Source organism: Rhodococcus sp. WB9, assembly GCF_007558985.1.
Taxonomy (GTDB): domain Bacteria; phylum Actinomycetota; class Actinomycetes; order Mycobacteriales; family Mycobacteriaceae; genus Rhodococcus_F; species Rhodococcus_F opacus.
This window is the reverse complement of record NZ_CP041769.1, coordinates 4,416,623-4,441,727: the sequence shown is the minus strand read 5'-3', so window position 1 is coordinate 4,441,727 and position 25,105 is coordinate 4,416,623. Positions and strand designations below refer to the sequence as shown.

Sequence of the window (25,105 nt, the reverse complement as noted above, 5' to 3'; positions counted from 1 at the left end):
TTCGGATGGGCTGTGGGTGTCCGGGGCCACCCTGTGTGGCCCCGGACGGCTGCGATCTACTGCGCTGTGAGGTCGAATCCGATGTACTCGGCGGCGTCCTCCGGGCTGGCGAACAGCAGGGTCTTCTCGTCGAGGTGGACCATGCGCCCGTAGTGGGTGGAGCTGATCTCCTCGAAGATGGACCCGTCGAACTCCTGACCCAGGGCGTCGGTGAGTTCCTCGTAGTCGAAGTCGAGCAGGCGTTGGCCGTCGACGCGGATCATCGACGGGTACTCGGTCAGCTCCACACCGTCCTTGGCGCCCATCACCTCCGCGACGACGCGGCCGATGGGGGTGTTCATCAAGGTGACGCCACACATGTTGGAGAACTCGGTGGACGATCCGAATTGCATGCTCACTGGTCCAACTCCTTGGGGATGTCGAGCCCGAGGTCCTCGAGCAGGGAACGGAACTTGTCGGTGGCGGCGTCGAAACTGGTGGCGAAGGTGATCGCCTTGTCGGCCGGCTGCGACCAGATCGGCTGCAGCGCCCGGGCGGCGTCGAGGCACCGTGGCACCCAGATGGCGAGCCAGGTGCCGAACAGCTCCTTGTTCGCCTCCCCGTGCTCGGGGTCCCGGGTGAGCAACCGGAACAGGTTGCGGGTGTAGGCGAGGTCGCGGTCGTAGTCGTGTTCGCCGGTGCCCACGATGGTGGGCGTGATGTAGTCACCGTTGCCGGCGGCGATCTGCATGACCAGTTCGCTGCGGAACAGGGTGCCGACCAGCTGTTCGAAGACGATGTTCGAGCCGAACAGCAGCTCACACCAGTCGGGAACTGCGGTGAGCCGCTCGACGACCTCGCGGGTGGGCTGCCACTCGGGCGCGGACTGCCAGACCCCCTGGTGGGCGGTGCCGTCGAAGTTCTCGGTGGCCTCGGACAGGTCCAGGTTGAACAGGGCCAGGTCCTGGGCGAAGCGCATCTTGTGGGCGGCGTTCACCGCGACGGCGGTGTTGATCATGTTCGTCGGGCAGGATCGCTGGATGGAGGTGAACACGTGCAGCGCCAACCCGTTCTCGGCGTGCATCCACGCCCCCAGGTTGCGGGAGATGAACGTCAGCCACGGGGTGTTCCAGCCGTCGTAGACCCGGGCACGCTTGGCGTTGGACAGGCACAACTCCACCTGGTGGACCACCTTGGAGTTGTTGCGGTAGATGGTTTGGTCCCATTCCTCGTTCGGATCGAGGAAGGCGTGCCAGTTCGACGACTTCGCGGCCGTCCACTCCTGCGGATAGCCGCCGGGACCGTCACCGAAGCCGTAGATCCAGCCCTGGGAGAGGTGGCGGTCGGGATCGGGCTGCACGTCGACGGTCACGTCCTCGTACATCGTCGACCGCTTCTTGGCCGGCGTGTAGTAGGTGAAGCTGCGGCTGCGGGAGCTGGGGAACTCCAGCGCACCGGCTTCGGAGTCGGTGAACTCGATCTTCGGGAAGCTGCGTTGCTTGGACTCGGCGGTTGCGGTCATCTCGTTTCTCAGTTCTGTCGGTGAAGCAGGAAGGTGGTTTCCCAGGACGTCTACTCGAAGGCGGAGCTGGTGAACTTGTCGTAGAAGATCTGGTCTTTCGGTGTGTCGTTCGCCTCGAGCAGTTCCAGGGCGGCGTCGACCATCGGCGGCGGCCCGCACAGGTACACCTCGGCCCGGCCGATGTCCGGTTCACGGCGGCCGACGACGTCGGTGACGTTGCCGTCCTCGACGGCGATCGCACCCACGGGCAGCGGGTCCATCGATTCCGAGAGGCAGGCCACGAACGTGAAATTCGTCAGTCCTCGTCCGAGTTCGAGGATCTCGTCGACGTAGAACAGGTCCTGCGGGGTGCGGGCACCGTAGTAGAAGTGCACCTGCCGGGTGTTGCCCGTCTCGCCCATGTGCCGCAGCAGCGACAGAAGCGGAGCCATTCCCGCGCCGCCGCCGATGAAGACCATCGGCAGGACATGGCCTTCCTTGATGGTGAACGACCCGTACGGTCCGGTCAGGGCGATCTCGTCACCCACCGAGATCCCGTCCTCGAGCAGCCCGGCGAACTTGCCACCGGGGTATTTCTTGATGAGGAACTCGACATGCCCCGGCGTCGATCGGGTCGTCGCCATGGAGAAGGACCGATGCTCCTCGGTGCCTGGGATGTGCAGGTCGGAGTACTGACCGGGTTTGAATTCGTATCCTGCCGGTTCGACCGGCGCCAACCGGAGCGACACGATGTCCTTGGTCATCGGCTCGATCCCGGTCACCCGAGTGCGCACATCCTGGATGGGGACACCGCCGAGAAGTTCGTCCTCGTCGAAATTGAGCAGCTCGATGGTGCAGTCGCTGTATGCAGTCGAGCGGCAGAGCAGGACGTGTCCCTCGTCGACCTCGGCGTCGTTGCACGCAAACGTCGAGTAGTCCTCCATCTGGATATCGCCGTCGAGGACAAAGGATTTGCAAGCCGAGCAGCGTCCCTCGCGGCAGCCGTGCATCAGGTGGATGCCCTGCCGGAACGCGGCATCGAGGATGTACTCGTCTTCGCCGACTTCCATCTCGATGTCGACGGGCTCGAAGTTGATACGGTGCTTGTCGGCCACGGGGTCTCTCCTGGACTCGTGAAAATGAATGGTGAAGCGGTGGGTGGCGCCGGAGTGGCCGCGGCGCCACCCACCGAGCCTGATATCAGGCCGGAACTGTGCCGCCGGCGCGGTACGCGGCGATGTGCGCGTTGCGTTCGGCTTCGGACATCTCGTTCAAGAGCACGTTCGGGCTCTGGAAGGTGTTGCCCCGCACGTCGTCGAGAGTCCACATCTTCTTCGGATCGTCCAGATCGAGGTGCGGCTGGCCGACCAGGGTCTTGCCGTCGTCGCGGACGTAGCCGAGATCGGAGACGATGTCGGCGAGGTCCTTGCCGTGATGCAGGGTTTCCCACTCCCGGAATCCGGTGAGCCGGCCCATGTTCGGGGTCGGCCGGCCCTGGTACTCGCTGCGGAACGCGACGGCGTCGGTCCAGTAGCAGGTTTCCGAGCAGTAGGTCCGCCACTGCTCGTCGACCTTCTCCACGACCATGTCCTCACGGATGAGGGCGGGAACCATGCAGGTCCAGCACCGGTGCGGGTACTGGTACCCGACCTCCTCGAACGCGATCGGCTTGTTGCGGCCGGGGTAGGCGAGCCGGTTGTACTCCTCCCACCACTTGCCGTACTTCGAGTACCAGCCCGGGTACTTGTGCTCGAACCACTCGAAGTCCTTGTCGGTCATCGCGTCGATCCGCCAGTAGTTCACCGGCCATCCGGTGGCGAAGAACCGGGCCACCTCGTGGACGTAGCCCTTGTCGGTGATCCGCTTCCAGGCCTCCTCGACCAGGTCGTGCGGGATCGTCAGCCCGTACTTCTCGAGCGGGATGAGGTAGCTGCGGTAGTAGTCGTCGTAGATCCATCGACGCCACATCTCGGCGTAACTTTCCCGGTCCTTGCGGCGGTCCTTCGTGCCGTACTCGATGAAGGTGCCGATCGCGGCGTCGACGACGCAGTGGTTGTTCCACCACGCGTACCGCAGGTCACGTTCGAGCAGTGGACGGTTGCGCTCGTCGGCGAGTGCCATCAGAAGGATCGAGTAGCCGTTGGAGATGTGCCGCGACTCGTCCGACTGCACCGAGTGGAAGACCGTCGGCAGAAGGTAGTCGCCGTTGGCGGCCGCCTCGTCGGGCATGGCTACGAACAGGGTGTTGGTGAACGCCGTCTCGGCGACCACGGTCAGGTAGATGTTCGCCGCGGTGATCGCGTCGCCGGTGATGAACCCTTCACCGAACTGCCTGCCGATGGTGCCCGCGTAGTTGTTCGCGAACGCCTTCTCGGTCATGTCGAAACCGGCGGGATCGATGTAGTTGTTCATGTACAGCTTCTTGAGGTTCATCTGGATCGTCGAGTGACGAACCTCGTCGATCATCTGCACCGCCAGCCCGTTGTGGATTTCCGGGTTGGGGACGGCGTCGATGGCCATCGGCATCGCTCGGGCGGCCGAGATCTCCGGGAACGGAATGATCGACAGGAACAGCTTCTGCCACTCGAGCCACCGCTGCTGCACCTGGCGGAACATGTTGCCGCGGATGGCACCGTCCATGGCGCCGTACACGCGGTTGTCCTTCTCTTCCTCCATCGGGAAGTAGGACCGCATGATCTGTTTGAGAGGATCCTTCTTCGGAGCCTTCTCGAAGGTGTAGTCGGTGCCGAACCGGGTGGCCGGGGTTGCGAATGTCGGATCCCATGACAGTTCGGTGATCTTCGCGTGGGCCTTTGTCAGGCTTTGCCTACTCAATGTGCGCCTCCTGGATCGTGAGCCGGCCGGGTGCCGGCTGTGGGGGGACGTTGTGGAAATTGATTGAACCCCGTGATCCAGCTCTCATCCGTCTCAGTGTGAGACGCAGGTCACTTCCGGGTGGGTGGTGGCTGCCTACACTTGCCCCGCGCCGCGGCAGACCCACGCAGCCGTCGATCAGCCGAACCAGGAGACCAGAGCGAGTGACCCCACAGCCCGCCAGCACGTCACACCACCGCACGACGCCGAAGTCGAACTCGGACTCGGACTCCGAGGGGGCTCCGGCCTCGAGTTCGCCTGCAGGATCGGACTACCTACGTCTGAGTAATTGGCTCCAAGTATCCTGGTCGCGATCTCGGCAGGCGTTGGGAGACGACGATCGTCCCGCCGCCGCGTATGTCGAGCGCATGACCACCGACACGGTGCTCGAGCGTGCCGCCCGATCCGTACTGTCCGATTTGACCGCCGCCATCGAAAATGAGCCGGTATCACTGATTCTCACCGATGTGAACGGCATCGTGCTCTCCCGCACCGGCGGCGACAGCGCCTTGTTCACCGCACTCGACCGAGTCGACCTCGCCCCGGGCTTTCGCTACGCGGAGACCCAGGTCGGCACCAATGGAATCGGCACCGCGCTCGAGGTCGGCCGACCTCTCCTCGTGGACGGAGGCCAGCACTTCAGTGGTCCGCTGCGGTCCTTCTCCTGCGCGGGAGCGCCGGTGACACACCCCATCACCGGGGCGATTCTCGGTGTCGTGGACCTGACCACCGCCGCGCAGAATTCCAACACCCTGTTGCTATCCTTCGCGACACTCGCCGCAAGGCGCCTTCGTGAGCGCATGCTCGACGACGCAACCGAACTGGACCGGGCGATCTTCAGTGCGTACCGGTCCGCATGCCGGCGCTCCAGCCGACCCGTCGTCGCTGTCGGTGACGAGGTCGTGATGATGAACTCGCTGGCCCGGCAACAATTCGACTCACCTGACCAGATGGCGATTCTCGAACGCACCCGAGACATCGGCGGTCAAGCGACACCGGTCACGATCCTCACCGACCTGCCCAGCGGAACGGTCGCACGCCTGAGTTACGAGCCGACATTCACCGGTAGCCGGCTGGCAGGAGGCGTCGTTCGGATCACGAAACAGGTTGCTTCGCTGCGCCTTTCCGCTCCGAAGGCGAATGTACCCACCCCGCCCGCGATTGCCGGTGCCAGCCCGCTCTGGCGGCACACGGTCCAGGCGGTCGTCGACGCCTGCCGGCGACAGGACTGGCTGGTCCTCGACGGAGAACCCGGCGTCGGCAAGACCGCCCTGATCCGAGCGGCGCACCAACTCGTACCGGACCGCGGACTCGCCGTACTCGACGCCACCGCACTCGGCGACGACCTCCTGACCGAGGCCTCCGACGAACTCGACAGCGGATCCGACCTGGCAATACTGCACGCACACGCCCTGAACGACACTCATCTCGCCGCACTTGCGGACCTACTGCAGGGCCCCCAGACGCAGGAGCCACCTCGCAGACCGTGGGTGGTGCTCACCCGGTATCCCCAGGACTCGACCGACACCACTCCACTGCTGCGCATGTTCCCCAAATCGGTCACGGTGCCACCCCTGCGGCACCACCTGGACGATATTCCCGATCTTGTGCGCAGCCTGCTCGACACCCTGGGGGCCACCGGCCTCACCCTGTCTCCGGCCGCCTCGAATCAGCTCGCGCGTCTGGCGTGGCGCGGAAACGTCACCCAGCTGAAGAAGGCTCTCGAGGACACCTACCGGCGGCAACGGTCCGGTGTCGTCGAGATCGACACCCTGCCTCCCGCATGCCGTTCCACCACACGCCGAACGTTGACCAGGATGCAGGCGCTCGGGACGCGATCGTGGACGCGCTCGCGCTTCATGGCGGCGACAAGACCGCCGCTGCCGCCGCCATCGGCATGTCCCGAGCGACGATCTACCGCAAGATCCGCGAATTCGGCATCGTGCTCTGACCGACCGTACCCCTGGAATGTCAGATTGAGACATCGCTGCGCTCTCCCTCGAGGAATGCTCTCGCCGAACCACATTCACCCGCCCAGCCTCGGGTGTCAGACAGGAGAAATCGATGACCAACCCGAACGGACTCACCACAGTCGCCGGTGCGCCGGTACCCGACAACCAGAACAGCCTCACCGCCGGCGCACGCGGTCCGATGCTCCTGCACGATGTCTGGCTTCTCGAGAAGCTCGCGCATTTCGACCGTGAAGTCATCCCCGAACGCCGCATGCACGCCAAAGGTTCGGCCGCGTTCGGCACCTTCCGCGTCACCCACGACATCACCGCACACACCAACGCCGCCGTATTCTCGGAGATCGGCAAGCAGACCGAGGTCTTCCTGCGTTTCTCCACGGTCGCCGGCGAGCGCGGCGCCGCCGACGCCGAACGCGACATCCGCGGATTCGCCGTCCGCTTCTACACCGAGCAAGGCAACTGGGACGTCGTCGGCAACAACACCCCCGTCTTCTTCTTCCGCGACCCCCTCAAGTTCCCCGACCTCAACCACGCGGTCAAGCGCGATCCGAAGACCAACCTCCGGTCGGCGGAGAACAACTGGGACTTCTGGACCAATCTCCCGGAGGCGCTGCACCAGATCACCATCGTGATGTCCGACCGCGGCATCCCCGATGGCTACCGGCATATGCACGGATTCGGTTCACACACCTTCTCGTTCGTCAACGAGGCCGGGGAACGCTCCTGGGTGAAGTTCCACTTCCGCACTCAGCAAGGCATCAAGAATCTCACTGACGAAGAGGCCGCCGTCGTCGTCGCCGGCGATCGCGAGTCGGCGCAGCGCGACCTCTTCAATGCAATCGAGGAGGGCAATTACCCGAAGTGGACCCTTTTCGTGCAGATCATGCCGGAAGCCGACGCCCAGACCTACCGCTACCATCCGTTCGACCTCACCAAGGTGTGGTCCAAGAAGGACTATCCCCTCATCGAGGTCGGGGAACTCGAGCTCGACCGCAACCCGGAGAACTACCACGCCGACGTCGAGCAGGCCGCGTTCTCCCCGGCGAACATCGTTCCCGGCATCGGCTTCTCCCCGGACCGCATGCTGCAGGGCCGGCTGTTTTCGTACGGCGACGCCGCCCGCTACCGGCTCGGCGTCAACCACCACCAGATTCCGGTCAACAGTCCCAGAGGGGCAACCCACGTCAATTCGTTCCACCGTGACGGCGTCATGCGCGTCGACGGCAACCAGGGCAGCGTCCCGAGCATCGAACCCAACTCGCACGGCCGATTCGCCGACCAGCGCGGCTACGCCGAACCGCCACTCGAAGTCGGCGTGGTCGCCGACCGGTTCGACTACCGAGCAGACGACGACAACTACTTCGAACAGCCCGGCAACCTCTTCCGCAGCATGACTGCCGACCAGCAGACAGTGCTGTTCGAGAACACCGCTCGTGCCATCACCGGAGCGTCGGCTGCCGTCATCGAGCGCCACATCGCCAACTGCACCCAAGCCGACCCCGCCTACGGTGAAGGCGTGCGAAAGGCCTGTGAAGCCCTCGGCGCCTTGTAGTTCGCGACATCCCAGCCCGTGATCTGCGCATCACCGCCAGGTCACGGGTGGGGTCGCACCGGCCGACCAGTCGCTCCCGTCGTCGCGCCTATCGGACCGCGTTCGGCACCGCACCCTCACCGGAGATCGGGCTGCGGCCGTCAGCGGGGCCCCGAGGCACCGTGAAGGTGGCGGCGACGCACAGAATCGCAATCGCGAAGCAGGCGATGGTGTACCAGAGATTTCCGATGGGGTCGCCATTGCTCGTGATGCCGTCGACAGCGCCGAAGTAGCTGGGGAGCGCGGTCACCCACAGAATGCCCATCACGGCGAGGTACACCACGCTGTAGACACGGACGAAATCGTTCGAGTAGGGGGGAACGTCCGACGTCCCCCGCCGCAGCCGCGACCATTGCCGGACCAGGATCGGGATCGCGACGAGCACGACGACCATCAGTTCGGTCGCGTAGAGAATTCCACGGACCGTGGTGCTCTCCATTCCGAGGACCGTCGCCGGGATCGGGAGGATGAACGTGCCCGCCGATGCCAGGAGACCGATCACGATCGTGCGCCACACCAGCTCGAGCCCGGTGAAGTCCCGTCCCTTGTCGGCGTAGCGCCCCACGAAGAACTGAACGCACAGGGCCAGCGACATCGGCCACAGGGCCGCGAACACCACCACGCTCGGCAGTGGGACCGAGTCGAACATGGGCTGGTTGACCGGGTTGGTGGTCGACCATTCCCACCATCTCAGCTGCGGTCCGAGCTGGTCGAAGATTTCGTAGAACGCGTGGTGCACGAAGCCCACGCAGACCGCGCCGACGAGTATCCCGTACTTCCGGAAGACGCCGAGCATCCGGACAAGCTCGAAGGCGAGCGTGGCCATCAGCGGATAGATCGCGATGATGTACAGCGGCAACCGGCCCCACAGGAAGTCCACGGTGAACACGTTGTGCGCGAACATCGTGTCCACGTGCTCCTCGATTCCGAACGCCGCCGGAAAGTACAGCGGTGGCTCGATGACGAACAGGTACGCGGTGGCCCCGAACCAGAGCACCAGATTGGTCGGATCGCCGTTGCGGCGCCAGCGCAGGATCGCGAATACGAGCGCGAACACCGACCCGAGCACGATGGTGAGCTCGAGGACCGGCAGGGTCCAGTTCTCCAGCGCCAAGGGGCTACGGACCTCGACGAGTCCGCCCGCCTCGGCGCACGAGAATCCGAGCGCAGTCGAGAGTTGGTCGAAGGTGGGCGAACAGAGATCGGCCATCAGTCGACCACCGCCGCGACGGGATCGGTCCGGCGTGTGCGCGACTCTGCGGTGTACCAGCGGGTGCAGTCGTAGCCTGCGTCGTATCGGATGAACCACTCGTCGGCGAGCGCGGGCAGTTTTTCGTGCGTGGGGTCGTGCTTCGGCATCTGACTACGGACGATGCCGGCGAGGGCGGTCAGCTGTTCACCGCGCGGGAGGTCGTCGAACGCACGCGGCATGACGCCCTTGCTCAGGTAGGGCGCGAACACCGTGAGCAGTTTCTGCTTCGTCCGGTGCGTGGCGAACATCGACATCGAATCGACCTTCCGCTCCTTGATCGGCACGTGCTGGTTGAAACCGGCGCAGGCGATCCGCATCACCTTCATCACGTGTGCGAAGATCGACGGAGCCATCCGCATCCGGTACAGCTCTTCCCCGACAAGGGAATTGAAGATGATCATCGCCGAACTTCGGTGTTCGACCTCCTCGACGAAGTGCCAGATGAACAGGGAGGCGACCCGGTCGTCTCCCGGCCGGAAGAGGGTCGCGTCGTTGTCGAGCATCAGTTTGAATACCGGCGTGAAAGTCGCCTCCAGGTCCGCGGTGTAGGCGAGTCGGTAGTTCAGAGTGGTTGCCTCGGTGAGGAGGTCGTACTCGCCGATCACCGCGTCGAGGCTGTTCTGGAGCCCCGGGTATCGCTTGATCAGGGCTTTGACGTGCTGGCGATGGGCGGTCGAGTGGTGACCCTCCTGACGCATGAACGCCATGGCCTCTTCTGCGATCTCGGGATCGGTCATCCGCGGTTTGGCCTGCATGATCGCCTTGACGATCATCTTCTCGAAGCCGACGGCCAGGAACGAGATCGCATTCGACATGCTCGACCAGGCCGGGTTGTCGGGGTTCCAGAGGAACGGGACGTCCTGTTCGTCGAACGCGAAATCCATCTTTCTGGGGTGCAGGTCGGTCATGTGGATACCTCGTCTCGTGCGGCATGAGTGGGCTGCAGCCTCTGGGTGGGTAGAGACCCAAGTGATTAATAACATACACACATCGAACTGATTGTATGATTACGTTTCGACGGTTCCTTGGAGACTTCTGCGAAGCAGGCCTTCGAGTCGGAGGGTTATGCGTTCGCGGTAACCTCTGAGTCCAGGTCGGGAGGTGCGCCGACAGCCCTTGCGCGACGTTCGGGCCCCGCGTTGTGAGAGGTAGGGAAAAGACAGTGGCTGGCAGGCGTGGGTGGGGTGGCAGTCCGCCTGAAAGTGACGAAGAAGCGTCCCGGCGAATCGTCACCGCCGCAGTCGAGCTCATCAGCCGGAAAGATACGGCGATCAGCATCGCCGACGTTGCGGAATCCCTCGGCGTCATCCGTCAGACGGTGTACCGGTACTTTCCCAGCACCGACGCCCTCTTACGGGCCGCCGCCATCGCCGCTGTCGACGGATTCCTCGACCGCCTCGCAGAACACCTCGTGGGTATCGAGGATCCCGCAGAAGCTGTGGTCGAGGCCGTGATCTACACGCTCAACGAAGCGCCCCGCGTACCGCAGCTCGGCCTCATGCTGTCCGGCTCTCACTCCCACACCGCGGGAATCACGTCCGATGAAGCCCTTTTGTTCGGAATGACGATGATCAGGCGCTTCGACGTCGACTGGGAGCGGCACGGCTACGATGAGCCGGCCCTGCGTGAGCTCGTCGAATATCAGCTGCGGACGATGCAGTCGTTCTTCATCTCGCCCGGAAACCCGCCGCGCAGCCAGGACGAACTGCGTGCGTATCTGCGACGGTGGGTGGGATCAACGGTCGCCGTCCCGCGCAGTCCGGCGTAGCGACCAACGGCGATCTGCCGAGACTGGTCACGGTCGTATCTGGGTTGCGAGGTGGGGATGGTGTCGCCCGTGCAGGCTGGCTATTCGCCGCGAAGGTCGGTGGTGCCCCGGCGGCTGTCCGCGGAGTCCTTCCCATTCGGGGAACGAGCCCGGACGGCGACTGGTGAGGTGCCGGGTGTTGCTGGTGAGGTCGATCAGGCACCGGGCGGCGCCCTGCACGGAGAGGTGGTGCCGTCGTGCCACGTCGAGCAGTTCGTCGAAGGCCTGGGCATCGCTGTAGCCGCGGCTGGTGATCAGAACTGCTTTCGCGGTGGTCAGGAGTTCACGGTCGGACGGCCCGTGGCGCCGGTCGAGGAAGCTTCGGGTGGGTCGCGGGGGGTTCGGGGTATCGGATTTCAACATGTGGCATCGTCCTTTTGTCTACGAGATTCCCCCAGGTCGCGGTCTCGTAAACGTGCGTACCCGAGTGATGGTTCGTGTGGGCGCGTCTAGGCCACGGTGATGACGACGTTGCCCCTCTTGTGTCCGGTGTCGACGTACCGATGCGCCTCGACGATGCGTTCCAGGGGATAGCTGCGGTCGATGACGACCCGCAATGTGTCCGCTTCGAGGAGCTGCTTGATGTACGCCAATGCGTCGTTCTTGCGGACGGACATACCGGTGACGACTTTCCTACCGCCTCGGAGCGACGTCCAGAGTGACAGCACGTAGTTGTTCAGCCCGGATGTGGGAACGTAGCACCCGTTCTCGGTGAGCGAGCCCTTGCACCGAGCGAACGAGTTCCTGCCCACCGTGTCGAAGACGACGTCATATGCCTCGGTGTTTTCGGTGAAGTCCTCTTTGGTGTAGTCGATGACCTTGTCGGCGCCCAGGGACTTCACCATCTCCATGTTGCGCGGACCGCACACGCCGGTGACCTCCGCGCCGAAGGACTTGGCGAGTTGCACCGCGTAGGTGCCGACGCTGCCGGAGGCGCCGTTGACCAGGACCTTCTGCGCGGTTCGCACCTTCGCCTTGTCCTGGAGGAAGAACAGTGCGGTGGTGGCGCCGTCGACGGCGGCGGCGGCCTCTTCGTAGGTCTTGTCGACCGGCTTGAGTGCGAGCGAGGCGGTTTCCGGCAGGCACTTGTACTCGGCGTAGGCGCCGATATCGAAACCGGTGAAACCGAATACCTGATCGCCCGGCTGGAACCTGTGCACGCCCTTGCCGACGGCCTCGATCTCTCCGGCAAGCTCGAGGCCCAGGGTCCGCAGTTTCCTTCGTGGTTTTCGCAGCCCGAGGATGAAACGGCCCCAGAGCGGTTCGCCCCGCCGCATCTTGCATTCGGCTGTAGTCACCGTCGTCGCGTGGACTTTTATCAGGACTTCGCCGTCCTTGGGCGTCGGTTTCGGGACCTGCGCTAGTTCGAGTACGTCGGGTCCGCCGAACCGGGTGTGGATGATCGCCTTCATCGCGGACCTCCTCGGCGGCGTTCCAGGTCGTCGCGCCTCGAACAAGCTCACGGCCAAGCATAGTTCTCCGGCATCCTCGTCGTGGGGTTGTGCGGGCGGTCAGGGTGTCGACACCGCACACCTAGGGTGTGTTTTCGCGCACGGCGATCCGCGGGACTGTAGTGGCGTCGGTATATCCGGCTCCCCCCCTGTCCAGAAGGACCGAGCGTCCCGCCGTCAACCCAGCGGCGCAAGCACACTGGTTGGTGATTTGATGGAACACGCTGCACGAGTGAACTACCGAGAGCATCGATCCGATCCGTTCCCGCTGTCCGCGGCGCAGCACGGGCTGTGGTTTGCGCAGCAGCTCGCCCCGGAGGTGCCGATCTGCATTGCGCAGTACGTCGACATCCGCGGGCCGCTGGACGTCGATGTGTTCCGCGAGGTAGCACTCGTCGCCGGCCACGAATACGAGTCCGTGTTCCTGCGTCTGGTCGACGTCGACGGTGAGCCGCACCAGGTCGTCGACCCACCGGCCGACGCGGCCATGGGAATCGTCGACTTCCGCGGTGCATCCGACCCGATGGCCGCCGCCGAGGCGTGGATGCAGGAGAACTACACGGCACGAGTCGATTTCGAGCACGACTATCTGTGCGAATCGTCGCTGCTGCGGGTGGGTGACGAGCGGCACCTGTGGTACAGCAGGATCCACCACGTCGCCCTCGACGGATACGCGGCGATGACGATGGTCAATCGTGTCGCCGCCCTGTATACCGCGGCAGTCCAGGGCCTCGAGCTTCAACCGAACCGTGCAGCGGACCTGCACACCCTGCACCGCCTCGAAGAGGAGTACCGGGCATCCCACCGGTTCTCGTCCGACGGCGACTACTGGGCCGAACGTCTCCACACACGCACGAACGGCGCCTCCCTGACCGACGTCGAGGCTCCGCCTGCGGCCCACAGTCTCACCGTGCGCACGGCGCTGTCCGCCGATACCGTCACACGGCTCGAGGACACCGACGGCCGGCCGGGCGCGACGGCAGCGGCCGCGTTGATCGCCGCCTTCGCCTGCTATCTCTCGCGGCGGACGGGACGGCAGGACGTGCTCGTGGACATTCCGCTGTCCGCACGCACCACCGCTGTACTGCGCCGATCCGGCGGAATGCTCGCCAACGTCGCACCCCTGCGGGTGCAGGTCCGACCCGACGACACCGTCGGCGACCTCGTGACCCGGGTCCAGCACGAACTGATGGGAGCAATGCGGCACCAGCGCGGCAACGTCGAGGACATTCTGCGCGAGCTCGGCGTGTCCGCCGAGGCCCGCAGGATCTCGGGACCGATGATCAACGTGATGCTCTTCGATCAGGATCTCACCTTCGGGTCGCTGACCGGAGACTTCCGGATCCTCACCACCGGTCCCGTCCCGGACCTGTCCGTCAACGTGTACCGGAGCGGCACCCCGGCGTCGACGATTGTCGAGTTCGAGGCCAACCCGTACCGCTACCGCGACGACGACCTGCAGTCGCATCACGCCGGCGTCGTCGAATTGATCGACGAACTGCTCGCCGCCGACCCCGGCACTCCGCTTGCGGTGATCGGTGTGGCGGAGTTGGAGTGTTTGACACCGGTGGTGGGTGAGGTGTCGGTGTCGGAGGTGACGTTGCCGGAGTTGTTGGCGGCGTCGGTGGTTGCGGATCCGGGTGCGGTTGCGGTGGTGTGTGAGGGTCGGAGTGTGACGTATCGGGAGTTGGATGAGGCGTCGAATCGGTTGGCGCGGGTGTTGCTCGAGGCGGGGGTGGGTGCGGAGTCGGTGGTGGCTGTGGCGGTGGCGCGGTCGGTCGAGTCGGTGTTGTCGGTGTGGGCGGTGGCGAAGACGGGGGCGGCGTTTTTGCCGGTGGATCCGCAGTATCCGGCGGGTCGTGTGGAGCACATGGTGGTGGATTCGGGTGTGGTTGTGGGGGTGACGCTTTCGCATTTTCGGGATCGGTTGCCGGGTTCGGTGCGGTGGGTGGTGCTCGACGATGCGGTGACGGTGTCGCGGTTGTTGTCGGTGTCGGCGGGGGTGGTGACCGATGTGGATCGGGGTGCGTCGGTGCGGGTGGGTCAGGCTGCGTATGTGATTTATACGTCGGGGTCGACGGGTGTGCCGAAGGGTGTGGTGGTGACGCATCGGGGTTTGGCGAATGTGGTGGCTGCGCAGCGTTCGGGTTTCGGGGTGTGTGTGGGTGCTCGGGTGTTGCATTGTGCGTCACCGAGTTTCGATGCGTCGGTGTTCGAGTTGGTGTGGGCGTTGGGGTTGGGTGCGCGGTTGGTGGTGGTTCCTCCGACGGTTTACGGTGGGGAGGAGTTGGCGCGGATTTTGGTGGGGGAGTCGGTGACGCATGCGGTGTTGACGCCGACGGCGTTGTCGTCGGTTGATCCGGCTGCGGTGGGGGCGTTGGGTGCTTTGGTGGTGGCGGGTGAGGCGTGCCCGCCTGAGTTGGTTGCGCGGTGGGCTCCGGGTCGGCGGATGTTCAATGCGTATGGGCCGACGGAGGCGACGATCATGTCGAATGCGAGCGGTGGTTTGGTGGTGGGGGAGTCGGTCACGGTGGGTGGTCCGGTTCGTGGGTTCGGTGAATTGGTTCTGGATGGGCGGTTGCGGCCGGTGCCGTTCGGGGCGGCGGGGGAGTTGTATTTGTCGGGTCCGGCGCTGGCGCGGGGGTATCGGAATCGGTCGGGGTTGACGGCGGGGCGGTTTGTTGCGGATCCGTTCGGTGGGCCGGGGCAGCGGATGTATCGGACGGGGGATGTGGTGCGGTGGCGGCGGTCGGTGGGTGGGCCGGTGCTCGAGTATGTGGGTCGCTCGGATTTTCAGGTGAAGATTCGTGGTTTCCGGATCGAACTCGGCGAAATCGACGCGGCGCTGACCCGGCATCCCCGCGTCGCGTTCGCGGTGACCCTCGGCCGCGCCGCCCCGTCCGGCGACACCGTCCTGGTGTCCTACGTCCTGCCGTCCGGTGACGGCGAACCCGACGTCGCCGAACTGACCGACCACGTGCGCGGCTCCGTGCCCGCCCACATGGTTCCCGCGACGATCGTGATCCTCGACGAGCTGCCCCTCACCCCGGTGGGCAAGCTGGACCGGCAGGGTCTGCCGACCCCGGATTTCGCGATCGTACGCACCGTGTTCCGTGCGTCGACCAATTCGGCCGAGCACACCGTGGCAGACGTCTTTGCCGAGGTGCTGGGACTCGGCCGGGCGGGGCTGGACGACAACTTCTTCGACCTGGGCGGTAATTCGCTGAGCGCGACCCGCGCCGTCGCCCGCATCAACTCCGCCCTGGGTGTCGGCTTGGGGGTCCGGGAGCTGTTCGAGTCGCCCACGGTGGCGGGGCTCGCCGCCCGCGCCGCTGCCGCGGATCGCCGCACCGCGGCGCGTCCCGCCCTCACGGCGGGCCCGCGCCCCGACCGGGTGCCCCTCTCCCTCGCACAGCAGCGGATGTGGATCGTCAACCAGGTCGACACGACCTCGCCCGCCTACAACGTTCCGATCGCGCTGCGCCTGACCGGGGAACTCGACATCGACGCTCTGCGCGCCGCGTTCGGCGACGTCGTCGAACGGCACGAGCCGCTCCGCACCGTCTATCCGGGGTCCGCTGACGGCCCGCATCAGGTGGTGCTGCCCGCGGATCGGGTGACCGTCGACCTCACCCCGGTCACCGTGTCCGACGAGGCTGCGATGCGCACCGAGCTGGTGACTCTGGCGTCGGCAGAATTCAACGTGAGTCGCGACGTCCCGATGCGCATCGCGGTACTGCGGATCGGTCCGGATCAGCACGTGGTGGTCCTGGTGCTTCACCATATCGCGGCGGACGGCTCGTCGATGGCGCCGCTCGCCCGCGACGTGATGGTCGCGTACACCGCGCGTACGCACGGACGCCCGCCCGGATGGGCGCCGATGCCGATGCAGTACGCGGACTTCGCGCTGTGGCAACGCCGCACCCTGGGCGGCGACACCGACCCGGACTCGCCGATCTCGGCGCAGCTGGACTACTGGCGCCGGACCCTCGACGGGATGCCCGAGCTGCTCGAGCTGCCGACCGACCGCCGGCGTCCGCTGCAGCGGTCCTCACACGGCGCCACCGTGGCGTTCGCGATCGGCGCGGACCTTCACAAGAAGCTGTCCGACCTCGCCCGGGGTCACGATTCGACGCTGTTCATGGTCGCGCACGCCGCACTCGCCGTCCTGCTCGGCCGGCTGAGCGGCGAGACGGACCTCGCGGTGGGCACGCCCGTCGCCGGTCGCGGCGACGCGGCACTGGACGAGATGGTCGGCATGTTCGTCAACACCGTGGTGCTGCGGACCCGCGTCGCACCCGAGCGCTCCTTCACCGATCTGATGGCGGACGTCCGCGAGACCGATCTCGGGGCGTTCGGGCACGCGGAGGTGCCGTTCGACCGGGTGGTGCAGGCGGTCGACCCGGTGCGGTCGACCGCACACACCCCGCTGTTCCAGGTGCTGCTCGAGTTCCAGAACACCGAGGAGGGCCGCCTCGAACTGCCCGAACTGACCGTCGAGGTCGTCGACGCCGGTGTCGAGGTCGCCAAATGCGACCTCTATCTGACCCTGAGTGAGAACGTCGACGCAGCCGGCGAACCTGCCGGAATGTCTGCGGCATTCGGTTTCGCCACCGACATCCTGGACGCGAGCACCGTGCGCGGTTTCGCAGACCAGTTCGTCCGCATCCTCGACGCGGTCACGGCGTCGCCGGACCGCCCGATCGGTGACATCGCCGTGATCGGTGTGGCGGAGTTGGAGTGTTTGACACCGGTGGTGGGTGAGGTGTCGGTGTCGGAGGTGACGTTGCCGGAGTTGTTGGCGGCGTCGGTGGTTGCGGATCCGGGTGCGGTTGCGGTGGTGTGTGAGGGTCGGAGTGTGACGTATCGGGAGTTGGATGAGGCGTCGAATCGGTTGGCGCGGGTGTTGCTCGAGGCGGGGGTGGGTGCGGAGTCGGTGGTGGCTGTGGCGGTGGCGCGGTCGGTCGAGTCGGTGTTGTCGGTGTGGGCGGTGGCGAAGACGGGGGCGGCGTTTTTGCCGGTGGATCCGCAGTATCCGGCGGGTCGTGTGGAGCACATGGTGGTGGATTCGGGTGTGGTTGTGGGGGTGACGCTTTCGCATTTTCGGGATCGGTTGCCGGGTTCGGTGCGGTGGGTGGTGCTCGACGATGCGGTGACGGTGTCGCGGTTGTTGTCGGTGTCGGCGGGGGTGGTGACCGATGTGGATCGGGGTGCGTCGGTGCGGGTGGGTCAGGCTGCGTATGTGATTTATACGTCGGGGTCGACGGGTGTGCCGAAGGGTGTGGTGGTGACGCATCGGGGTTTGGCGAATGTGGTGGCTGCGCAGCGTTCGGGTTTCGGGGTGTGTGTGGGTGCTCGGGTGTTGCATTGTGCGTCACCGAGTTTCGATGCGTCGGTGTTCGAGTTGGTGTGGGCGTTGGGGTTGGGTGCGCGGTTGGTGGTGGTTCCTCCGACGGTTTACGGTGGGGAGGAGTTGGCGCGGATTTTGGTGGGGGAGTCGGTGACGCATGCGGTGTTGACGCCGACGGCGTTGTCGTCGGTTGATCCGGCTGCGGTGGGGGCGTTGGGTGCTTTGGTGGTGGCGGGTGAGGCGTGCCCGCCTGAGTTGGTTGCGCGGTGGGCTCCGGGTCGGCGGATGTTCAATGCGTATGGGCCGACGGAGGCGACGATCATGTCGAATGCGAGCGGTGGTTTGGTGGTGGGGGAGTCGGTCACGGTGGGTGGTCCGGTTCGTGGGTTCGGTGAATTGGTTCTGGATGGGCGGTTGCGGCCGGTGCCGTTCGGGGCGGCGGGGGAGTTGTATTTGTCGGGTCCGGCGCTGGCGCGGGGGTATCGGAATCGGTCGGGGTTGACGGCGGGGCGGTTTGTTGCGGATCCGTTCGGTGGGCCGGGGCAGCGGATGTATCGGACGGGGGATGTGGTGCGGTGGCGGCGGTCGGTGGGTGGGCCGGTGCTCGAGTATGTGGGTCGCTCGGATTTTCAGGTGAAGATTCGTGGTTTCCGGATCGAACTCGGCGAAATCGAATCGGCTCTCCTCGGATACCCCGGTATCGATCGTGCCGTCGTGAACACCAGCGGCGACCGGCTGGCCGGCTACGTCGTCCCCGCTGCGGGTTCGCTACTCGACACCTCCGCGGTCCTGGCGCACGCACGCGCGCGGTTGGCCCCGCACATGGTCCCCGCGACCGTGACCGTGCTCGACGCCGTGCCGGTCACCGCGAACGGGAAACTCGACCGCGCCGCCCTGCCGGAGCCCGACTTCACCGCGGTGCGCGCCGCGTACCGGGCGCCGCGCAACGCGACCGAGGAGGTAGTGGCCGCCGCGTTCGCCGAGGGGCTCGGACTCGATCGGGTCGGCCTCGACGACAACTACTTCACGCTCGGCGGCACGTCGCTCACCGCGACGAGCGTGATCGCGCGGATTGCCGAATCGTCCGCGCGCGCCGTGCCGGTGCAGTGGATCTTCACCCATCCGACGCCGGAAGCCCTGGCGCACATGATCGCCACGGCGCCAGAGGACTCCCGGGCGGAGGATGCCGCCGACCGGTCGCTCGACGTCCTGCTGCCGCTGCGTACCACCGGAACCGGCAACCCGGTGTTCTGCATCCACCCCGCGATCGGGTTGGCCTGGTGCTTCACCGGACTGGTGCAGTATCTCGGCGACCGTCCGGTGTACGGGCTGCAATCCCCGGCGCTGACCGATCCGGACCTGCGTGTCGACTCCTTGCAGGATCTCGCCGCCCGGTACGTCCAACGGATCCGCTCGGTGCAACCGGACGGTCCGTATCACCTGGTCGGCTACTCGGTCGGCGGTCAGATCGCCCATGAGATGGCGGTGCAGCTCACGGGTGTCGGCGAGGAGGTGGCCACCCTCGCGATGCTCGACACACACCTGGCCGAAGGATTCGGTCATACGACGGAGAAGCCCACCGTGGCAGCACTTCTGGCGGAGCTCGGCGCGGTGGTCCCGGGCGACGAGAATGCGGCGGCGACCACGGATCGTGCCGTGGAAGTATTGCGTCGCACCGGCGGACTGTTCGCTGGTGTGACCGTGGACGACCTCGACTCCGTCCACCGGGTGTTCACACAGACGGTCGACCTCGCCCTCGCGCACCGCCCGTCCACACCGAGCGGTCTCGATCTGTTGTACTTCGGTGCGGCAGATTCCGTGGAGGCATCCACCGGCGTCTCCGCGTGGAGGCCGCACATCAGCGGCGAGATCCTCGAACACGCCGTTCCCGTAACGCACCAGCAGATGACGAGTCCGGAAGCGCTCGCCGGCATCGGCCCCGTCCTCGCACAGCACGTTGCGCTCGCGGACCGCCGGCTCGCCCGGTCCTAGGCGCCCACGCCCGGCCGGCGCGCCGGGTGATGAATTCCGTGAGTTACGCGTGGATTCGCTTGTTGCCGGCGGATTCCGCTACTCGTGGTTGGGAGCATCGACCACGGCTGTCGGCGCACCTGCCGACCATCGGGGTGGTGTGTTCTCATGCTCTCCACGACACTCGCCCTCCTGACAGTTCCTCGTCGACACGCGCACCGACGTGAGCGCCGAGGACCTGCGGTGTGCGGGCGCGAACTCCCACCGGCACCTGTCACCGGGCACCGTCGCTTCCGTCACGGTGGGGGTCGTCATCTTCGTCGACGGGAAGCGCTTCGTCTGCCACCTCGATGGCGGAGCCGCGCCGGTACCGGCGAGTCCTCCGGTACGACAGCAATTCTCCATCGAGGTCCAGCACCACCTCGTAGAGTGCGAGCATGTCCGCCGATGGGGGTATGTGCCGGTCGTCGACCACCTCCACTTCCACCGACCAGCCCTCCTCGGTCGGCAGCACCGCCGTCGCGTTCTCCGATTCCTTTCCGATCACATCTGCGATGTCACGCAACGCGGCCGCAGCGGCCGCCGCTGCCGACACGGGCGGGGGATGTTCGTCGGCCATCCCAACCATCTCCTTCTCCTCCGGAGCGTCGGTGTGAGCTGGGCATATACAAATTCTTCTCTGATTGGTGGCCGGACACCAGGGGCGTGGGCGCCGACTTCGGCGGCGAACCGACCGTTGGTGCAAGTGCCGGAGCGTGCAGATGCCCGGCACTGCTCAATGTGGGTCGTCGAAGTACGACCCGCGCTTGCGTGCCGAGGCGACTGCAGCACCATTGCCCCCCTACACACAGGGTGCTCTCTTCTGACATCCTCCGGATCGAGGACACCGCGACCAATTGAGTTCCGGCCTCCGGCCATCCGGAGTAACAAGACGGTCGGGTGTTCGCGATCGGCCCTCGGTGGGAGGCGCCGGCCCGCCGGCTGCAGGGAGTGAACGACCATGGCTCAGGGCAGCGGGTACAAGTCGCTCGACGGGAATCAGCCGGTGGAGTTCGAGGTGGGCCGGGGAGTCGATTTGCCCGCGAAATGGGCCGGCTTCATCGAACAAGAATGTACCGTCGGGGCCCTGGCGATGCCTGAGGTGGGAGGCCCGAGCGACACAGCCGCCGAAGGAGTCCGAGGAGGTCCGATCCGGCAAGCCCGCCGCATGTGAGGATGCGTTCATGGGTACTGAGGATCACGACGCACCTGCAGGTGACAGTCGACCGATGGCTGATGATGGGCCGTTCGCGTTGACGGTCGACGGCGAGGTTTTCACTGTGAGGCTCCGCCCAGGCGAACCAGGCGCCTGCGACTACGACTGGGTATCCGGACCGAACAAGGGGTACGGTTTCTCCAGCTTTCAACGCGTAGCCTTTTCGAGCATTCAGGATCGAGCGAACACTCCCTCTACGCTGCAGCCGAACACAATTGACGAGCATCGCGAGTCGATCCGCGATTTCCTCGGTCAGATCAATCCCGAGACCGGCTACATCGGCGACTGAGACTCCGCCGCGAGGCACCGAGGTCCTTGGAATGAGACGGTCGCCGTAGTTCGTGAAGACGACCCAGGACGTCCCGCTCGACGGGGTGCTCGTTCAGTCCGCATGTACAGATGCGCCGGAACTTTCTCAGGTCCAGTCGCGGCACCAGCGGGGGATCGTATTGGCGCAGCTTGACGTAATACGACGCTTCTGTCACAACGAATTCGGACAGGATCTGCTCATCCGCTCCGCCACAGGGCTGCCACATCTGTGCGAACTTCAGCATCGTCTTTTCATCGGCAGCATTCACGCCATCGTCGTGCGTGTCGCGCCGGTGTTCGGTTTGTGCCGCGGGCATTACACGGTGTTGACTCCGACGCGTCCGCCGTCGACGTCGAGGACTGTCCCGTGTACGAAGCGGGCGTCGTCGGAGGCGAGGTAGAGCACGGCGTCGGCGATGTCTTCGGCGGTGCCGGGCCGGCCGGCGGGTGTGGAGTGCATCAGGGTGTCGGCCGGGGAGTCGCCGGCGGGTCCGGCGGGGCGGATGACGCCGGGGGAGACGGCGTTGACGCGCAGGCCCCGTGGGCCGAATTCGGCGGCCCAGGATCGGGTCAGGCTCTCGATCGCGGCCTTGGACGAGGCGTAGACGGGGCCGTGTGGGATTCCGAGGCGGGCCACCCACGAGCCGAGGTTGATTACGACGCCGCCACCGCTCTCGGTCATGTGTGGGGCCAGGGCTTGCACCAGGAAGATGGGTGCCTTGACGTTCACGGCGTAGATGCGGTCGACGATGTCGTCGTCGACGGTCATCGTGCCGGAGGCCGGGAAGATGCCCGCGTTGTTGACCAGGATGTCGAGGTGCCCGCCGGTCAGGCGCAGCACCTGCTCGGCGAGGGCGTGGCTGGTGGCGGAGGTGCCGTCGAGGTCTGCGGCGAGGAAGTCCGCGCGGCCTCCCGTCGCCTGGATCGCGGCGATGGCCTCGTCCCCGCGTGCCCCGTCGCGACCGGAGACGATCACGTGGGCGCCTTCGGCGGCGAAGGCGACGGCGATTGCGCGCCCGATGGTGGAGGTCGATCCGGTGACGAGGGCGGTGCGGCCCTGCAGTCGGTTGCCGGTGAAGTGATTGGTCATGTCCCGACCGTAGGACCTATTTTTTGGACCCACAAGTCCAGAAAGTGGGGTGTGATCGCTGCCAATGGAGTAGTGGAGGGTTTGCCGGTCCAGAATTGCGTTACCGTCGGCATATGCCGATCACTGCGAAGGGGCTCGCGACCAGACAGCGCATCGTCGAGGGTGCCGCGACTCATCTTCGGGGTGGTGAGCCCGGTCAGGTCACGCTCGACGACATCCGCGCGATCACCGGAACCAGCAAGGGGCAGCTGTTCCACTATTTTCCGGGCGGCAAGGACGAATTGCTGCTCGCCGTCGCCGTCTACGAGGCGGGCCGGGTTCTCGACGATCAGCAACCGCACCTCGGCGCGCTGACGTCGTGGGCGGCGTGGCTGAGGTGGCGGGATGCGTTGGTCACCCGCTACCGCGCCCAGGGAGCGCATTGTCCGCTCGGGTCGCTGCTGGCCCAGGCGGGCGGAACGCCGGGGGCCTACGAAGTGGTCCGAACACTGCTGGCACAGTGGCGGACCCACGTCGTGGCCGGGATCGAGGCGATGCAGGCGGCAGGGCAGATCCGGGCGGAACTGGATGCGCCGCGTACCGCGTCCGCGTTCATCGCGGGAATTCAGGGTGGGGTGCAGGTCCTGCGGTCGACGGGCAGTGTCGAGGATCTCGAAGCCGTCCTCGACACGCTGATCGACTACCTTCGGGGCCCGGGATCGCCCGGCGCTACCTGCTGATCGGCTGGGTTTGCTCAACTGCTGGGCCGCGTGACCCCTGTGCCGAGCGGCACAGTTTGTGAGCAGGTAGGGCTATTTCTGAATATTATTGCTTTTCAGTGACTTTGGGTGCTCGTGCCTACCGTGGACCGGTGAGTTGGAAGCGGATGCGGTTCGAGGTGAACTTGGCCGGTGAGGGACGTCACTGAAGACTGAGGGGGTCGAGAGGGGACTGTTCACCGACGACAAGGCCGCCCGAGCTGGTCGTGCACCCGGACATCGTGCTCGGGCGTGCAACCTTCTGGCCAGTCGTCGACGAGCCCGAACCAGAGCAGACGCCGAAGCAACGCGCCCTCCGGGGGCTGAAGGAACGGATGACCGCCGAGCGGCTGTCGAGACAGAAAAACCGGAGGCACCAACCCCGAGAAGGGTGACCGCCTCCGGCTCATCCTGTGCATCCGCGGGGTCGCCGACTCCAGCCCACTCTTGCCCACGCACTAGACAGTCTGCTTGTTCGAGCGTCCCCGGCACTGCGAACAGAGTTTCGGGGGACGTGTCATCACCCCTGGTGAAAACCACATTCCGTAGTGGTCGGAGCTGCGGTCAGGAAGGGGCGCACCTCGAGCCATTCGTGGATGGGTTTCCCACCCGCCCCCGGGGCCGCGGACAGTTCGCCGGCCAGTTGGAGCGCCCGCTCGTGGCTCTCGACGTCGATCACCATCCAGCCGGCGATCAGGTCCTTGGTCTCCGCGAACGGACCGTCGGTGACCGGCGGTCGCCCCTCGCCGTCGTTGCGGACGAACGCGCCCTCCGCGGAGAGTGCCTGGCTGTCGACGAACTCTCCGGTGCCCTCGAGCCGGGCGGCGAAGTCGTTCATGTACTGCACGTGGGCCGAGATTTCCTCCGGCGTCCATTGGTCCATGGGCACGTCGTTGATCGATGCGGGCGCGCCACGGTAGTGCTTGAGCAGTAGGTACTTGGCCATCATGTTCTCCTTGGTGCGGTGCGGCCCATTGTGGCCGTTTCACTCCGGGGACGAAGCCGCGCGCGGGTTCTCGACATCCCACGGCGACATTTCCTGACCATCTTCTCTGTCGGGCCACAATCCGGCTAGGGGTGGGCGTCTCGTCCAACCCGGTGATGATGGCCCCTAGTCTCGGGTCGGGTCGGGTCGGCGTGATGCTTGACCCACCGCGCCTGTCGGTGGTCCCAGTAGCGGGCGCGATCGTGAGGGTGGGCGCGACCATTGGGCACCGAAGCGGGCGCAGCTGTTCCCGTCGTGGTTTTACTGTCTGATCCTGCGTCGGCGTCGAGAGAACCACCGACAGTAGGATGCCCGATAGAAGGGCTACGGCGGGGCCGCCTGTGGGCCCGTAGAACCACGTCGCGGGTGTGGTGTGCTCCCGCGCCGCCACTGATCGAACGCTCCCGCACCTCGTTGACGTCGATGTGCCAGCTGTCATCGAGTAGCGCCGCCACATCACCGGGTGTGACCCAATCATCGGGATCGAAGCCGTGCTCGCGCGCCGCATCCGCGTCGCGTATGTCGTGGTGCACAACCAGCAAGATGCCGCCCGGTGCGACGGCGGAGACCAGCGCACGTTCGGCGGCACGGTCGGGGGTACTGCGCAAGGCGGGGTACTGGGCGGAGACCAGGTCGAAACCACCCGCGGGCAAGTCGGCATCGAGCAGTCCGCTCAGCACCCAGGTGATGTCTGTGGTCTCGCTGTCGGCGTGGGCCTTTGCTCGGTCGAGGGCGACCTGGGAGACGTCCAGCGCGGTGACGGCCCATCCCTGGCGGGCGAGCCAGAGCGCGTCGGCGCCTTCACCGCAGCCGACGTCCAGGGCGCGTCCCGGCCGTGCGCCCGTCATCTCGTCAACCAGGGCGCCGTTGGGTTCTCCGCTCCACACGCGATCCCGCTCGGTGTAGCGCGCATCCCACTCGTCCGCCTCACGTGATGTCGTCTTGACCTCGGTGACCTCGCCCGCTTTTTCCATACCCACACA

The 25,105-nt window shown here is 65.8% G+C and carries 17 protein-coding genes and 1 pseudogene; 6 read left to right on the top strand and 12 right to left on the bottom strand.

Annotated elements, in window-relative coordinates; all coding sequences use genetic code 11:
• Positions 1-56: 56 nt before the first annotated feature.
• The 4 genes from mimD to FND50_RS20485 form a co-directional block, all read right to left on the bottom strand.
• Entirely contained in the window at positions 57-398 is a 342-nt protein-coding gene (gene mimD / locus FND50_RS20500) for a propane 2-monooxygenase effector subunit MimD (RefSeq protein ID WP_005242368.1), read from the bottom strand.
• Positions 395-1,501 (bottom strand): aromatic/alkene monooxygenase hydroxylase subunit beta, encoded by a 1,107-nt coding sequence (locus FND50_RS20495; RefSeq protein WP_144286892.1) that lies wholly within the window; start codon positions 1,499-1,501, stop codon positions 395-397. Before FND50_RS20495 ends, mimD begins: the two co-directional genes overlap by 4 nt.
• Positions 1,502-1,551: 50 nt before the next feature.
• The gene (locus FND50_RS20490) at positions 1,552-2,595 is read right to left on the bottom strand and encodes a 2Fe-2S iron-sulfur cluster-binding protein (protein WP_144286891.1); all 1,044 of its coding nucleotides are present in this window, start codon (positions 2,593-2,595) and stop codon (positions 1,552-1,554) included.
• Between the two features lie 85 nt (positions 2,596-2,680).
• A complete protein-coding gene (locus tag FND50_RS20485; protein ID WP_005264697.1) occupies positions 2,681-4,315 on the bottom strand; it encodes a methane monooxygenase in 1,635 nt (544 codons plus the stop codon).
• Positions 4,316-4,680: 365 nt separating this feature from the next.
• Here FND50_RS20485 and FND50_RS20480 point away from each other — a divergent pair.
• Together FND50_RS20480 and FND50_RS20475 are read left to right on the top strand one after the other, a co-directional pair.
• Positions 4,681-6,305, top strand: a pseudogene (locus FND50_RS20480) (sigma-54-dependent Fis family transcriptional regulator).
• A 113-nt stretch (positions 6,306-6,418) separates the two neighbouring features.
• Complete coding sequence (locus FND50_RS20475; protein ID WP_144286890.1) at positions 6,419-7,876, top strand: catalase; 1,458 nt, start codon at positions 6,419-6,421, stop codon at positions 7,874-7,876.
• 88 nt (positions 7,877-7,964) lie between these two features.
• Here FND50_RS20475 and FND50_RS20470 read toward each other — a convergent pair whose 3' ends face one another.
• Together FND50_RS20470 and FND50_RS20465 are read right to left on the bottom strand one after the other, a co-directional pair.
• On the bottom strand, positions 7,965-9,125 hold the full coding sequence (locus FND50_RS20470) for a hypothetical protein (RefSeq protein WP_144286889.1): 1,161 nt from the start codon (positions 9,123-9,125) through the stop codon (positions 7,965-7,967).
• The gene (locus FND50_RS20465) at positions 9,125-10,075 is read right to left on the bottom strand and encodes a metal-dependent hydrolase (RefSeq protein WP_144286888.1); all 951 of its coding nucleotides are present in this window, start codon (positions 10,073-10,075) and stop codon (positions 9,125-9,127) included. The genes FND50_RS20470 and FND50_RS20465 overlap by 1 nt, the downstream gene beginning before the upstream one ends.
• Positions 10,076-10,329: 254 nt before the next feature.
• Here FND50_RS20465 and FND50_RS20460 point away from each other — a divergent pair, with 254 nt between their 5' ends.
• Positions 10,330-10,935 carry a TetR/AcrR family transcriptional regulator gene (locus FND50_RS20460; RefSeq protein ID WP_144286887.1) on the top strand — a complete coding sequence of 202 codons (606 nt, stop codon included), beginning with the start codon at positions 10,330-10,332 and terminating at the stop codon, positions 10,933-10,935.
• Between the two features lie 27 nt (positions 10,936-10,962).
• On the opposite strand, the gene FND50_RS20455 is transcribed toward FND50_RS20460, so the two are convergent.
• A complete protein-coding gene (locus FND50_RS20455; protein ID WP_144286886.1) occupies positions 10,963-11,337 on the bottom strand; it encodes an ANTAR domain-containing protein in 375 nt (124 codons plus the stop codon).
• Between the two features lie 86 nt (positions 11,338-11,423).
• On the bottom strand, positions 11,424-12,386 hold the full coding sequence (locus FND50_RS20450; RefSeq protein ID WP_144286885.1) for an NAD(P)-dependent alcohol dehydrogenase: 963 nt from the start codon (positions 12,384-12,386) through the stop codon (positions 11,424-11,426).
• Between the two features lie 271 nt (positions 12,387-12,657).
• Between FND50_RS20450 and FND50_RS36200 the strand changes: the two genes are divergently transcribed.
• Positions 12,658-19,767, top strand: coding sequence for a non-ribosomal peptide synthetase (locus FND50_RS36200; protein WP_186301097.1), 7,110 nt, complete (start codon positions 12,658-12,660; stop codon positions 19,765-19,767).
• Between the two features lie 253 nt (positions 19,768-20,020).
• On the opposite strand, the gene gvpO is transcribed toward FND50_RS36200, so the two are convergent.
• Positions 20,021-20,365: a gas vesicle protein GvpO gene (gvpO, locus tag FND50_RS20440; protein ID WP_144286884.1), complete on the bottom strand. Its 345-nt coding sequence runs from the start codon at positions 20,363-20,365 to the stop codon at positions 20,021-20,023.
• Between the two features lie 604 nt (positions 20,366-20,969).
• Here gvpO and FND50_RS20430 point away from each other — a divergent pair.
• Positions 20,970-21,290: a hypothetical protein gene (locus FND50_RS20430; protein WP_144286883.1), complete on the top strand. Its 321-nt coding sequence runs from the start codon at positions 20,970-20,972 to the stop codon at positions 21,288-21,290.
• Between the two features lie 336 nt (positions 21,291-21,626).
• Here FND50_RS20430 and FND50_RS20425 read toward each other — a convergent pair whose 3' ends face one another.
• Complete coding sequence (locus FND50_RS20425) at positions 21,627-22,400, bottom strand: SDR family NAD(P)-dependent oxidoreductase (protein ID WP_144286882.1); 774 nt, start codon at positions 22,398-22,400, stop codon at positions 21,627-21,629.
• Positions 22,401-22,513: 113 nt separating this feature from the next.
• On the opposite strand from FND50_RS20425, the gene FND50_RS20420 reads away from it, so the two are divergent.
• Positions 22,514-23,119: a TetR/AcrR family transcriptional regulator gene (locus FND50_RS20420; protein WP_005560648.1), complete on the top strand. Its 606-nt coding sequence runs from the start codon at positions 22,514-22,516 to the stop codon at positions 23,117-23,119.
• A gap of 538 nt (positions 23,120-23,657) precedes the next feature.
• Here the strand turns inward: FND50_RS20420 and FND50_RS20415 are convergent.
• On the bottom strand, positions 23,658-24,083 hold the full coding sequence (locus tag FND50_RS20415) for a YciI family protein (RefSeq protein WP_144286881.1): 426 nt from the start codon (positions 24,081-24,083) through the stop codon (positions 23,658-23,660).
• 125 nt (positions 24,084-24,208) lie between these two features.
• Positions 24,209-25,096, bottom strand: a complete 888-nt coding sequence (locus FND50_RS20410) for a bifunctional 2-polyprenyl-6-hydroxyphenol methylase/3-demethylubiquinol 3-O-methyltransferase UbiG (protein ID WP_186301339.1) — start codon at positions 25,094-25,096, stop codon at positions 24,209-24,211.
• Positions 25,097-25,105: the final 9 nt, after the last annotated feature.